The following is a 13,078-nucleotide window of genomic DNA, read 5'->3' as shown; positions in this document are numbered from 1 at the left end:
ACGATCACGAGAGCGGTGAACATCACCACGACCACCATCATCACGATGACTTTGAAAGCTATGTGCTGGAAGTCCCGGCCTTCGACAGTGTGAAAACCGTTGAAGCCAGGGTGCTGGAGGCGATGGCGATGAAGGGTGTTCTTCGCATCAAAGGAGCGGTCGAGATCGATGGAAAGGCCGCGCCAGCGATGGTTCAGGCCGTCGGACCAAGAGTTGAAACGTGGTTCGCCGCTGGAGCGGAAAGCGCCGGGCGGCTCGTTGTAATTGGTCTCAAGGGTGTAGACCTGGAGGCGATACGAACCCTTCTGGGAAGTGTCAAAGTCGCCGCCTGATCAGATACCCGCCTTTTTATGAGAATTCCTTATCATCCGGATCGTCATTCACGGTTCGGATGACCTGTCAAAACCGAAGCGAACCGCTCAATGCATATTCTTGCCAGCCAGACACGCCGGATTGATGATGGCGGAGATGCTGTCGATCTGGGGCAGTCTCCTGCCGATATTCTGTTCCTGTCTGCTGCCGACACCGAACTTGGCAGTTTCGCCACTGCACATGCCGGGCTGGGTGAAACACGATCTGATCTGCGCCTCGCAAACCTGATGGCGCTGTCGCATCCCTATTCGGTTGATCTTTATGCCGAACAGACCGTGCGCGGTTCGAAGCTGGTGATCCTTCGAATTTTGGGTGGTGTCGAGTATTGGCGCTATGGCCTTGAACGCTTCGAAGAGGAAGCGCGTGCACATGGGATCGACCTGATTGTTGTTCCAGGTGACGATAAGTGGGATGAGGATCTGACCAGCCGGTCAACGCGACCGGCGGAAGACGCGCACCGCTTCTGGCGCTATTGTGTGGAAGGCGGGTCTGAAAACTACACCAATGCCCTGCGCTTTGCGGCATTCCTGATTGGCAACGGTGAAGAACCGGCTCAACCGGTCCCGCTTCCGCGTGCCGGGATTTATCTGAAGGGGCATTCGACACCCGATCTCCAAACCTTGAAAGACACCTGGTCCGACCCTTTGCGGCCGGTGGCGGCAATCACCTTCTACCGCGCCCTGGTCCAGGGTGCGCAAACGCCACCTGTGGATGCACTGGTAGAGGCACTTGCTGAAGCGGGCGTAAATGCACTCCCGGTATTCGTATCCAGCCTCAAGGAAGCCGAATCCGTTGCGATACTTGAGAGTCTTTTTGAGGGTGCCAGACCCGATGTGATCCTGAACGGTACCGCTTTTGCAGTCTCGAAGGCTGGGATGGCGCATCAGTCAACACCTCTGGACCGGCCCGGAAAACCTGTCCTTCAAGTGGTGTTTTCTTCGTCGTCCAAAGAAGGGTGGCAGGAAAGCGACCAGGGGCTCTCTATTCGTGACCTGGCGATGCATGTGGTGTTGCCGGAAATTGACGGGCGCATACTTTCACGCGCTGTCTCTTTCAAGGAAGAGGGGCGCTTCGATGAAGCAACCCAGTCGACGCCGGTTCGGTTCACACCTGTGCCGGATCGTGTCCGGTTCGTAGCAAACCTTGCGGCCAACTGGGCGAAACTCGGTCACATTGAGACGATCAGCAAAAAAACGGCTCTGATCCTGGCCAATTATCCGAACAAGGACGGACGGCTTGCCAATGGGGTTGGTCTGGACACGCCTGCATCTTGCGTGTCTGTGCTGAAAGCGATGAAAGCGTCAGGTTACGACGTCGGCGAGGCACCTGCGACCTCTGCCGGGCTCATGGACATTCTGACGTCCGGTGTGACCAACGCGCTGGAATATCGTGAAGCCAGGGTCGGTTTCGAAACACTTTCGGTCCTCGATTATCAGCGTGCGTTCAGTCAACTTCCCGGGCAGGTGAAGACAGCCGTTACCGACCGCTGGGGAGCACCGGCTGACGATCCCCATGTTGCCGAAGGCAGCTTCCGCCTGGCCCTGCACAGGTTTGGAAATCAGGTTGTCGGTATTCAGCCGGCGCGTGGTTACAACATCGACCCCAAAGAGACCTATCACGATCCGGATCTGGTCCCACCGCATCACTATTTTGCGTTTTATTTCTGGCTTCGCAATCACTTCGGAGCTGACGCAGTCATTCACCTTGGCAAGCATGGCAATCTGGAATGGTTGCCGGGCAAAGCACTGGCCTTGTCGGAAGACTGTTTCCCGGAAGCCGTCCTTGGACCCATTCCCAATATCTATCCGTTTATCGTCAATGATCCCGGCGAAGGGGCACAGGCAAAACGCAGAACTTCTGCTGTCATTGTCGACACCACCTTTGACGCGCGCTGAAAGCCATGGTGTTGCGGAAGAACTGGAAACACTTCTGGACGAATACTACCTTGCCAGCGGGGTGGATCCGCGTCGCCTGAAAGCTCTGACGCGCGACATCCTCGATGCTGCCGTCCGGCACGGGCTCGACAAGGATATCGGCCTCTCTGACGACATGGACGAGGATACACGTCTTGCGCGTCTCGATGCCCATTTGTGCGACCTTAAGGAAATGCAGATCCGTGACGGGTTGCATATTCTGGGTGAAAGCCCCGCAGGCGATTTGTTGACCGACCTACTTGTCGCGTTGTCACGTGTGCCACGCGGCAGTCAACCGCAGCAGGAAAGCCTTCAGCGTGCCATCGCGCAGGATTTGAAGCTGAAAGATTTCGATCCGCTCGACTGCGATTTTTCCATGGCATGGACCGATGAAAGACCTGTGGATCTGGACGGTCTTTCAGATGTTCCCTGGCGCTCGAACGGGGACACGGTGGAGCGCATTGAGCTGTTGGCCAGCACTCTCGTGTCTGGCGAAAAAAGCGCATCAGCGGACTGGCCGGCCGTACAGGCGGTTCTTCAGGAAATCGAGACCCGTTTGCGGCCATCGGTTACCGGGTCTGGCCCTGCGGAAACGGCTGCGGTTCTGACGGCTCTGAGTGGCGGTTTTGTTGAGCCAGGGCCATCTGGTGCACCGTCACGCGGGCGGCCTGACGTGCTGCCCACGGGCAAGAACTTTTACTCCGTCGATGTTCGGGCAGTTCCAACCGAGACAGCCTGGCGGCTTGGCTGGCAATCAGCGGGTCTCGTTGCAGAACGATACTTCCAGGACGAGGGTGAATGGCCCAGATCGTTGGTGCTCACCTGTTGGGGAACCGCCAATATGCGCACGGGCGGCGATGATATTGCGCAGGCGTTGGCCCTGATCGGGGCAAGGCCCGTCTGGGAACAGGGTTCGGGCAGGGTGACGGGATTTGAGATCCTGAAACTCTCTGAACTGGGGCGTCCGCGCGTCGACGTGACCTTGCGTGTCTCCGGGTTCTTTCGAGATGCCTTTCCGCATCAGATGGATTTGTTTGACAGCGCCATACGGGCGGTGGGTGCCCTGGAGGAGCCTGCGGAGGCCAATCCTATCGCAGCTCGGATGCTTGCTGAAACCAGCAGGTTGCAAACCGAAGGCTTGAGCGCGGACGAGGCCGCGCGCCGTGCAGGCTACCGGGTGTTCGGGTCGCGACCCGGTGCTTATGGAGCCGGTCTTCAGGCCCTCATTGACGAAGGGATCTGGGAAGAACGCGGTGACTTTGCGGACGCTTTCCTGACCTGGGGCGGTTACGCGTACGGCGGCGGAGTTGCGGGCGAGGGCGCACGCGGCGAGCTTGAGGCCCGCCTGTCGTCCACGGACGCGGTCCTGCTCGACAGCGATGATTACTACCAGTTCGAAGGAGGATTGGCGGCAACAGTCGAAGCGCTGAAGGGCACTGCTCCCAAGATCTACCACAACGACCATTCCCGGCCAGAGCGTCCGATAGTTAGATCGCTTAGCGAGGAAATCGGGCGGGTGGTGCGGGGACGTGCGGCCAATCCAAAATGGATAAAAGGTGTTATGCGCCATGGCTATAAGGGCGCATTCGAGATGGTTGCGACCCTGGACTATCTTTTTGCATTCGCAGCGACCACACGCGCGGTTGGCGACCATCACTTCGATCAGTTGTATGATGCTTATCTGGACGATGACACCGTGCGTGAATTTCTTCAGGACGCCAATCCTGCGGGCCTGAACGAAATGCTTGCGCGGTTTTTGGATGCAATTGAGCGCGGCCTCTGGACGCCGAGGCGCAATTCGACCCATTCTGCACTCAATGACTTGAAATCGACACTTGAAGGAACCGAAACACCGTGACCGCCGATAGCGACAAACCGGAACTTTCCGAGGAAGAACTGAACACCCGTCACGCAGAGAAAATGCGCAAGAAGAAAGCAGCGCGCGACAAGATCATGGCGACGAAGACAATCGAAAAAGGATTGTTGATCGTCCACACCGGTAAGGGCAAAGGCAAATCCACTGCTGGATTTGGCATGGTGTTCCGCTCTCTTGGACACGGCCACAATGTTGGTGTCGTACAATTCGTCAAGGGGCGCATCGAGACCGGTGAGCGAATGGCGCTCGATCGTTTTTCTGATTTGGTAACGATCAAGCGCATGGGTGAAGGCTTCACGTGGGAAACGCAGGATCGGCAGCGAGATATCGAGGCGGCTCAGCAAGCCTGGGACGTTGCCAAGGAAATGATCCTGTCGGGAGAATACCGGCTGATCCTATGCGATGAGCTCAACATCGTTCTGCGCTACGACTATCTCGACATCGCAGATGTGGTGGACTTCCTTAAGAACGAGAAGCCGGACGACGTTCACGTCGTCATCACCGGTCGAAATGCCAAGAAAGAATTGATCGAGATTGCCGACCTCGTCACGGATATGACCCAAATCAAGCATCCGTTCCGCTCCGGCGTAAAGCCGCAGGAAGGCATTGAGTTCTAGGTCGGGTCTCAATGCCTTTCACGGTCCTGCCTGCCAACAGCATGGATGCTGATGAGATTGCGCTCTTGCTTCGCAGATCGATATTGGAACTCTGCATTGGCGATCATGGCAACGACCCGGAGAATTTCGAACCTTGGCTGAAAAACAAAACGCCGGATAACGTTGAGCGCTGGATTTCGGGGAATAACCGCATGTTCAGCGCAATTGACCAGAGCCGGCGCGTGATTGGCGTCGGTATGGGAACCACAAACGGCGAGGTGGTGCTGAACTATGTGCTGCCGGATGCCCGGTGTATCGGTGTTAGCAAGGCGCTGATGCGAGCGTTGGAAGACTATTTCCGGGAACGTGGACTGGAAGTCTCAATCTTGAAAAGCACGTCCACCGCAGAGAGATTTTACCGGTCAATTGGATATTCTGAGACCGGAAAGACGGAAATTCGACGGGACATGGTTTTCCGGCAATTCAAGAAGGCATTGTAGCGATGAAGATGAACAAGCTCTTTGATCACAGCATTCGGTCGGCGTCACCCGCCCATGACGAACTTGTTCGAAAATATGAACTTTATCGCACTCTGGTCGAGTTTCTCGCAGCAGCCATGTTCATCGTGGGGAGTGTGTTTTTCTTCTATCAGAGCCTTGTTTATGCAGGGACCTGGTTGTTCCTCGTCGGGTCAATCCTGTTTGCGGTCCGGCCGAGCATTCGACTGACGCTTGAACTGCGTTTGGCAAACTTGCCGGTTCCAAAGGAATTTAGGCCTTACGGTGCCCCGCCAATCAATCAAGATCAGGGGTCATGACAACAGTTTCCACAAACACATCGACACCTGCACTCATGATCCAGGGGACAGGGTCCAATGTCGGCAAAAGCCTGATCGTTGCTGGTCTTTGCAGACTGTTTGCAAACCGCGGTCTGACAGTTCGGCCCTTCAAACCGCAAAACATGTCGAACAATGCGGCGGTCACAGACGACGGCGGAGAAATCGGGCGGGCGCAGGCCCTGCAGGCAATGGGATGCAGGACCCCTTTGTCCGTTCACATGAACCCGGTCCTTTTAAAGCCGGAGACCGACACCGGTGCCCAGGTGATCGTCCAGGGCAAACGTTTCGGGACGATGCGTGCGCGTGAATATGGGAGGCAAAAAGAACAGCTTATTCCAAAAGTTATGGAAAGTTTTTCAATTGTTGCATCAAGTTCGGATCTGGTGATCGTGGAAGGGGCGGGCAGCCCGGCGGAAATCAACTTGCGCTCCGGAGACATTGCCAATATGGGCTTTGCCGAGGCTGCGGATCTTCCCGTTGTTTTGTGTGCGGATATCGACCGAGGTGGTGTGATTGCCTCCGTCGTTGGCACACACGCGGTTCTGGAGCCTGAAGAGCAGCAGCGGATCAAGGGCTTCTTCATCAATCGGTTTCGGGGAGATGCGAGCCTGTTCGATGATGGCATGCGTGAGATTTCCAAGCGAACAGGCTGGCAAGGCCTGGGGGTGGTGCCCTGGTTTGCCGATGCATCGAAACTGCCGGCCGAAGACGCGCTCGGTCTTGCCGACGGCTTCGGGGAAGGTAGTCTCAAGATTGTCGTTCCGGTCATTTCCAGGATCGCGAATTTCGATGATCTTGATCCTTTGCGCCTTGAGCCGGGGGTGACACTCGAACTCGTTCAACCCGGCGACCCGTTGCCGGGAGATGCGGATATCGTGCTTCTTCCGGGTTCCAAATCGACAGTTGGGGATTTGGCGTTTTTCAAGAAACAGGGCTGGGACATCGACCTGAAAGCCCATCACCGCAGAGGCGGTCACATCCTGGGTGTTTGCGGCGGTTATCAGATGCTGGGCAGAACCATATCTGATCCCGAAGGGATTGAAAGCGAGCCTGGAACAGTCGAAGGTCTTGGGTTTCTGGACGTGGAAACCGTGCTGACACCGGAAAAGTCAACCGTTGCAGCTGAAGGGGTTCACCTTACCAGCGGAGCGCCCGTCTCAGGTTATGAAATTCATATCGGGCGGACGACGGGCCCCGATTGCGTCAGGCCGATGATGCGACTGGCGGGCGAACGTGCCGACGGTGCTGTCTCGGAAGATGGCCGCGTTTACGGCACGTACATGCATGGCTTGTTCACGCACGATGCTTTTCGCTCTGCCTACCTGAAGGCTTTTGGAGCCAGTTCCATGCTGACATATAATCAAAGCATTGACCGCATTCTGGATGATTTGGCCGAACATCTTGAAATGGCGATGGATATCGATGCGATCTTTCGGATCGCGAAAAGTCGCTGATCTTGTGCACGGAACCTGGAGATATCCCTCAAGTGGCAGTTAGAACCAGAATGAGCGCTCCTGCCTGCACAAAACAGGCACCAAGCAAAACCTTGAGCGCTCGCTGAACATCCACAATCGACACATCCTTCTTTCCTGAAACGTTCATATAAGGATCGTCAACCGTGTAACCGGGATAGACGCGCGGTCCGGCAAGGGCAATGCCCAGCGCTCCGGCCATGGCCGCTTCCGGCCACCCTGCGTTCGGAGAACGATGCATTGGGGCGTCCAGGCGAATGCAGGTCAGGCTTTTGCCGATGGAGCCTCCAGCAAGCGGAGCTGCGAGCGCAATGAACAACCCGGACAAACGGGAGGCCGGCAGATTGATTAGGTCGTCAAAGCGGGCGGAAGCCCAGCCGAAATCTGCGTATTTTTCATTCTTGTGTCCGATCATGCTGTCTGCCGTGTTCACGGCCTTATAGGCCAGCAAACCGGGCAGGCCGAGAACGGCAAACCAGAAAACCGGTGCAACCACACCGTCGGAAAAGTTCTCCGCGCAGGATTCAATCGCAGCCCGTGACACACCGGCTTCGTCGAGTTGCTTAGGGTCGCGCCCGACAATCATTGAAACGGCCTCGCGCCCGCCCTCAAGACCACCTTCGCTCAATCCGTCGCGAACCGCTGCCACATGCCTGTAGAGGCTGTTCTGCGCGATGAAGACAGCAGCGATGATCGCGATCAGCGTTTCGCCAAAGGGAATACGATCTGCAACTGATTGAACGATTGCACCAATCCCGAGACCACCGATTAAAAGGGCCAGAAGTGTCAGGACACCGCCAAGTCGTCTTGCAAGCGCTGATCGGTCGGACCGGTTCAGATGCAAATCAAATACAGAAACGATCTTGCCGATCCAGACCACCGGGTGCGGGAAACGGCGCCATAGCCAGTCAGGATCTCCAATGACCGCATCAAGCAGGAGCGCTGCCAGCAGCAGCCATAAGGCATGGTCGTAAATCAGCATCCAAGCTCGTTAGAGCTCTTTTTTTGCATCCGCAAGGGCCTCTTCCAGCCGTTTCAGGTTTTCCCCACCCCCTGGCAGGCCGAAACGGATCCAGGTCGGGGCATAATCGAAGATGCGGGTCCAGATATGACTACGGGCGAGAGCTTCATGAAGGGCCTTGGCATTTCTGAGGCCGGCCAGGGCGTAAAGTGGGGTGCCGCCGAATACACTCAGTTCCTGCTCGGATAAAAGCACGGTGAGATCCGCCATCTCCTCAATCAACCGGCGTGTCGTTTGGGTTTGCCAGTCCTGGTCACGCAGGGCCGCCGTGCCGATTTCCATGGCCGGTCCACTGATGCTCCAGCTTTCCAGGAGGCCCGAGATCCTGCTCGTGATATTGCGCGGCCCGGCCAGAAACCCAAGGCGAAGACCAGCGAGCCCGAAGAATTTACCGAACGAACGCAGCACCAGAATATTCTCGTTTCCGATATGCGGCAGAAGGCTGGAGCCGGGCACTACATCTGCAAATGCTTCGTCGACCACAAGATAACCACCACGATCCGTCAGCGTTCTTGCGATTTCCAGGAGGCTTTTGACGTCGATCAGCTGACCATCTGGATTGTTCGGATTGACCAGAAGTACGATTTTTGCGTCTGCCGGGAGAGCATAAATACTGGAGAGTTCGACGGGGTTTCTGTTTTCCCGGCACCAGACGTCCTTGTGACTGGAATAAGTCGGAGAGGAAAGAGCGACGGGCCCCTCCGGCAAAATCAGGGGCAGCAGGGACAACAGTATCTGTGTGCCTGCTGCCGCAACGAGTTCCAGATGGTCGGGTACCTGATAGGTGTTGCGGGCGGCAGAAATCAGATGTTCTTCAGCAACTTGAGAGGGAAGTGCCTGCCAAGAATCCGCTGCCAGTTTTTGCGGTATTGGATAGCTGTGAGGATTGATTCCGGTCGACAAGTCCAACCAGGTTTCTCTCGTTCCACCGAAACGCTCAATTGCCAGCGTGAGATCCCCGCCATGTTCCACGAGATATTCCTTCCGCAGTTTTCCGATGCTGCAAACGCCATTCTCCCGAATGGCCAGCCCCAAGTTATGGCCACGCTTATCTTATTTGCGCAGGCTGGTCATTGCTGGAAACGACATACCATTGTCAGAAACGCAAATTGACAGAGATTCTTTGCAATAGCTAAAAGAACAAAAGAAGAACAGTTTGCATCGCGAGTGAGGATAAAAGCATGTCACGTGGCCATCGCAGCCGGGACCTTAAGGATATTAACCGGACGGACGTCCTGGCGGCATTGTCTCAGGCACGAACATCGCTGATCGAAGCCAAACGGCACATGCGACCTCGCTCCGGGTTGTCCCGGTCTGCGGAAGCGGTGATCGCCGAAATCGATGATTTCGCGTTTGTGCTCACAGGATCTCGCGAACATTTTCATTTGAAAGCACATGGAACACCGGCAAGGCGGTTGCCGGAAGACGACTGACCGTCACTGTTGGGGGAATTAGAGCCCGGACTGCGTTTCGGCGATCAGGTGGTCGACAATTGCGTTCAGTGTGTCCTGCGGTAGCAGGCCTTCATCGGCAGCGTCGCCGGCAAGCGCCAACTGCTGCTCAGCCGATGTGCCACGCGTAACGATTTCCCGAACATGCTCAATATCGCCTTCACAGCCGAAAAAGGCCGCATCCGGCCGTACAAGCTCAATCATTTCCTCAATCAGGTCGGCGAATGCCGTGGTTTCGGTTCTGCCAAAATCGATCAGACGGGCTTCCGTGCCATGCCGCTGCGCCTGCCATCGGTTTTCTGCAAGTAGAAAGCGGGAATACCGACGCCAGCTCTGATTGGCGCAGCGCAGACGGTAGAGCATTCGGCACAGACAGCGGAACAGGGCGGCAATCGCGACGGCATCATCAAGGCGCGGACAGACATCTGTGATGCGCATTTCCAGTGTCGGGAACCGGTCGGAAGGACGAAGATCCCACCAGATTTTGGTCGCATCTTCGATGACTCCCGCGCGGGTCAGAATGTCGACTGTGTGCCTGTACTCATAATGGCTTTCAAATCTCGGGGGCAGACCGGTTCGTGGCAATTCGTTGAAGACAGCCAGACGATAGGATTTCAGACCGGTTCTTCGGCCACGCCAGAAGGGCGAAGATGTGCTGAGCGCAAGCAGGTGCGGTAGAAAATAGGCAAGTTGATTGAAGAGTTCGATGCGAAGCTCTTCGTCCTCGATCCCGATATGCACATGCATGCCGCAAATCACCAGTCGTTTGGCAACCACCTGCATGCTTCGGGCAATTTCGTTGTACCTTTGTTTATCGGTATGCGGCTGGTCCGTCCATTCGGCAAATGGGTGCGTCGAAGAGGCGATTGGCGCAAGATCATGCGCCGCTGCTTCGCGTGCAATGGTCTTTCTGAAATATCTGAGTTCCGCGCGAACCTCCTCGAGCGTCATGCACACCGGAGTGTCCACTTCAATCTGACAGCGGAGAAATTCGGGGCTGACCTTGCCCTCAAGAGCTGCTTCGCACGCCGAGAACAGTTCCGGGGGTGGAGAACTCGCCAACTTTCGGGTTGTTCTGTCAACCAGGAGATATTCTTCTTCGACACCGATGCTGAAGCTGGGCTCTTTCATGAAGGAAGCATCGGCAATTTTGTAACCGTTGGTCAAGCAAAACGTCTGGATCGAAGGAGCCGGTTGGGCACAGATCCAACTGTGATCAAGATGCCATGCCGGCTAGTATTTCTTGGTGGTCAGTCAACACATGCGTTGTTGGTGATCGAACAACCTTTAAACTGCCCATCCTTTTCGCAGTCGGATATCGCCAACTCGCGTGCCTTCTGCTCTGTTTGGAAAGGGCGGCCGCCGGTTCGAAGTTTTGGGCAATTACGGAACCAGCGGCCAATGCTGGAAGTGGGGATCCAGCTTTGCGGTGCGGGGGAAGGTCACACGCAATAAACTGATAATAGTTGAAAACGACAATGTAAAAAGTGACTAATATCACAATCGCTGCAATTTCTGTTTGGGCACATGTTTCTGTTTGTAGCAGCGGAAGCCTGAAGGCGAAAAGTGTTTGCTCGCTTTGGTAAGTGGACCAAGCCGTTTCGGAGATCGTAAGATTGACAGCAATCTAAAAAGAAATTTCCGCAATCAGGACAGACAATTCACACAATTTTGGAAAACATCCGATTGACAGAAATGGGTAAGTCGTTGATAAGGCGCGACACACCACCTAGGGGCCCTGTGGCGGAGTGGTGACGCAGCGGATTGCAAATCCGTGTACACCGGTTCGATTCCGGTCGGGGCCTCCACTTCCTTTGAAATCTGACGAATTCGGCTTCCCATAGGCTTACGAGGGGATGAGTGAACCCCTGCATCAATTGGGCGCGCTCAATTTCCCCCGAATGCTGCAGGATTTGAGCGCGGCATTTGGATCTGATGCTTGTCAGGTGGCCTTTGCCTCGTTAATGAACGGTCTTAAGAGGCGCCGGAAACCCGGCATGTCAATGTGAGGGCCGATATGACGGACTTTAACCAGTCCCGCCGCAAGATGGTGGATAACCAGTTGCGAACCAACGATGTGACCGATCATCGTATCCTGGATGCAATGGAACTGGTTCCTCGGGAACGTTTCGTACCGGCATCCAAGAAAGCCGTCGCTTATATCGATGAAGATCTGCCGATCGGGCCGTCCGATTGTGGTCGTTTCCTCATGAAGCCGCATATTTTCGGCAAACTTGTGCAATTGGCAGAGATCAGAGAAAACGATGTGGTTCTGGTGGTCGGTGCCGGAACCGGATACAGCTCAGCGGTCATTTCAAAACTGGCCGCTTCTGTTGTTGCGCTTGAAGAAAACGACGATCTGGCCAAGGTTGCAGCGGAAGTGCTGGTCGATCTCGGCATCGAAAATGCTGTTGTCGTTGAAGGGCCGATGAACAAGGGCTATGCGGCGGAAGGACCTTACGACGTCATTCTGGTTGACGGAGCGGTCGAGGTACTGCCACCGGACTTGACGGAGCAGCTGAAGGCCGACGGACGTTTGGCTGTCATCGAGGGGCAGGGCGGCGCCGGTGTGGCCCGTCTTTATCAGAAATCGGGTGATGCAGTCAGCAGCCGATTCGGATTTAACGCCTCCGTCAGCTTGCTGCCGGGCTTTGCCAAGGCAAAAGAATTCGAATTTTAAGCCAAAAACGATCGGTTCTTAGAAGCGCTCGCCCACAACCGGCGGGCGTTTTGTTGTGTTGCACAACGAATTTGCCGTCAAAGGTTAACAAACTTGTTGCCATTAGGTCGCACTTCCGAAGTTTCTGTCATTTTATGGTGCAACTTGCTCTCAAATGGTTGATCAAAAACACCTGTCAGTTTACTCAACTTGTTCAAGTATGTTGACGTTTAAGGAGTGTGGGGTGTCTGTTCGTTCAACACCGAAGGCAGTGGTCATAGCGTTGGGGCTTATGGGTGGGGTTGCCGCCAGCGCATTGACAGGTGCTTCCTTTTCCTCCGCAAAGGCAGAGACAATCTGGGAATCGCTTTCGTTGGCCTATGCCAACAATCCCACATTGAACGCTGCCCGAGCGCAATTGCGTAGCGTTGATGAAAACGTACCGCAGGCATTGGCAGGGTGGCGTCCGACAGTCACTGCAACAGCTTCAGCGGGCCGTGTTTATCAAGATACGAGCTTGCGCCGTGGAGCAGGTAACTCAACCGACTACCGAAACAACTCCTCGATCGGGTTGACGATCAGCCAGACGCTGTTTCGTGGATTTAGGACCGTCAATTCCACCCGTCAGGCCGAGGCCGTCGTTCGCGCGCAGCGTGAAAGCCTGAATTCGACCGAGCAAGACACGCTTCTGGACGCAGCGACATCCTATGTCGATGTGATCCGCGATACCGCACTTGTTTCCCTGCAGCGCAGTGATCTTGCCTTCCTGCAGGAACAGGTAAGGGCTGCTCGCGACAGATTTGACGTTGGCGAAGGCACGCGGACCGACGTTAGTCAGGCCGAGGCCCGTGCTGCGGAAGCACGCGCAAGTCTCAACACC

Annotated in this window: 11 protein-coding genes, 1 tRNA gene and 1 pseudogene; 10 read left to right on the top strand and 3 right to left on the bottom strand. The window is 55.6% G+C overall.

The features are described 5' to 3' along the window. From K5905_RS13530 to K5905_RS13505, 6 genes and pseudogenes are all read left to right on the top strand, one after another. Nucleotides 1–332 (top strand): GTP-binding protein (locus K5905_RS13530; protein ID WP_297584704.1); only part of this gene is annotated, 332 nt, incomplete at its 5' end. Nucleotides 333–422: 90 nt separating this feature from the next. Beyond that, nucleotides 423–4,143: pseudogene (cobN, locus tag K5905_RS13525) on the top strand (cobaltochelatase subunit CobN). Further along, entirely contained in the window at nt 4,140–4,778 is a 639-nt protein-coding gene (cobO, locus tag K5905_RS13520) for a cob(I)yrinic acid a,c-diamide adenosyltransferase (RefSeq protein WP_297584701.1), read from the top strand. Before cobN ends, cobO begins: the two are co-directional and overlap by 4 nt. Nucleotides 4,779–4,789: 11 nt before the next feature. Next, on the top strand, nt 4,790–5,257 hold the full coding sequence (locus K5905_RS13515) for a GNAT family N-acetyltransferase (protein WP_297584699.1): 468 nt from the start codon (nt 4,790–4,792) through the stop codon (nt 5,255–5,257). Between the two features lie 2 nt (nt 5,258–5,259). Continuing rightward, the gene (locus K5905_RS13510) at nt 5,260–5,574 is read left to right on the top strand and encodes a YrhK family protein (protein ID WP_297584697.1); all 315 of its coding nucleotides are present in this window, start codon (nt 5,260–5,262) and stop codon (nt 5,572–5,574) included. Continuing rightward, nucleotides 5,571–7,049: a cobyric acid synthase gene (locus K5905_RS13505; protein WP_297584695.1), complete on the top strand. Its 1,479-nt coding sequence runs from the start codon at nt 5,571–5,573 to the stop codon at nt 7,047–7,049. The genes K5905_RS13510 and K5905_RS13505 overlap by 4 nt, the downstream gene beginning before the upstream one ends. A 28-nt stretch (nt 7,050–7,077) precedes the next feature. On the opposite strand, the gene cbiB is transcribed toward K5905_RS13505, so the two are convergent. Together cbiB and cobD are read right to left on the bottom strand one after the other, a co-directional pair. Further along, complete coding sequence (cbiB, locus tag K5905_RS13500) at nt 7,078–8,049, bottom strand: adenosylcobinamide-phosphate synthase CbiB (protein ID WP_297584694.1); 972 nt, start codon at nt 8,047–8,049, stop codon at nt 7,078–7,080. Between the two features lie 9 nt (nt 8,050–8,058). Further along, a complete protein-coding gene (cobD, locus tag K5905_RS13495) occupies nt 8,059–9,060 on the bottom strand; it encodes a threonine-phosphate decarboxylase CobD (RefSeq protein ID WP_297584692.1) in 1,002 nt (333 codons plus the stop codon). 209 nt (nt 9,061–9,269) lie between these two features. Here cobD and K5905_RS13490 point away from each other — a divergent pair, with 209 nt between their 5' ends. Next, the gene (locus tag K5905_RS13490) at nt 9,270–9,521 is read left to right on the top strand and encodes a hypothetical protein (protein ID WP_297584689.1); all 252 of its coding nucleotides are present in this window, start codon (nt 9,270–9,272) and stop codon (nt 9,519–9,521) included. A gap of 18 nt (nt 9,522–9,539) precedes the next feature. On the opposite strand, the gene K5905_RS13485 is transcribed toward K5905_RS13490, so the two are convergent. Then, nucleotides 9,540–10,670, bottom strand: coding sequence for a carboxylate-amine ligase (locus tag K5905_RS13485; RefSeq protein ID WP_297584687.1), 1,131 nt, complete (start codon nt 10,668–10,670; stop codon nt 9,540–9,542). Nucleotides 10,671–11,273: 603 nt separating this feature from the next. Between K5905_RS13485 and K5905_RS13480 the strand changes: the two genes are divergently transcribed. From K5905_RS13480 to K5905_RS13470, 3 genes are all read left to right on the top strand, one after another. Continuing rightward, nucleotides 11,274–11,347: transfer RNA gene (locus K5905_RS13480), tRNA-Cys, on the top strand. Between the two features lie 209 nt (nt 11,348–11,556). Next, nucleotides 11,557–12,219 carry a protein-L-isoaspartate O-methyltransferase gene (locus K5905_RS13475; RefSeq protein WP_297584685.1) on the top strand — a complete coding sequence of 221 codons (663 nt, stop codon included), beginning with the start codon at nt 11,557–11,559 and terminating at the stop codon, nt 12,217–12,219. Between the two features lie 223 nt (nt 12,220–12,442). Beyond that, on the top strand, nt 12,443–13,078 hold a 636-nt coding region (locus K5905_RS13470; RefSeq protein WP_297584683.1), incomplete at its 3' end, for a TolC family protein.

This window comes from Roseibium sp., from assembly GCF_025698965.1.
GTDB lineage: Bacteria > Pseudomonadota > Alphaproteobacteria > Rhizobiales > Stappiaceae > Roseibium.
Note: the sequence above shows the minus strand (reverse complement) of the source record. Positions and strands in the feature narration are given on the sequence as shown.

Excerpts from the sequence above, each read along its gene's own strand:
- K5905_RS13490 (WP_297584689.1), top strand. The coding sequence starts at position 9,270 with ATGTCACGTGGCCATCGCAGCCGGGACCTTAAGGATATTAACCGGACG.
- K5905_RS13505 (WP_297584695.1), top strand. The coding sequence starts at position 5,571 with ATGACAACAGTTTCCACAAACACATCGACACCTGCACTCATGATCCAG.
- K5905_RS13510 (WP_297584697.1), top strand. The coding sequence starts at position 5,260 with ATGAAGATGAACAAGCTCTTTGATCACAGCATTCGGTCGGCGTCACCC.
- cbiB (WP_297584694.1), bottom strand. The coding sequence starts at position 8,049 with ATGCTGATTTACGACCATGCCTTATGGCTGCTGCTGGCAGCGCTCCTG.
- K5905_RS13515 (WP_297584699.1), top strand. The coding sequence starts at position 4,790 with ATGCCTTTCACGGTCCTGCCTGCCAACAGCATGGATGCTGATGAGATT.
- K5905_RS13485 (WP_297584687.1), bottom strand. The coding sequence starts at position 10,670 with ATGAAAGAGCCCAGCTTCAGCATCGGTGTCGAAGAAGAATATCTCCTG.
- K5905_RS13475 (WP_297584685.1), top strand. The coding sequence starts at position 11,557 with ATGACGGACTTTAACCAGTCCCGCCGCAAGATGGTGGATAACCAGTTG.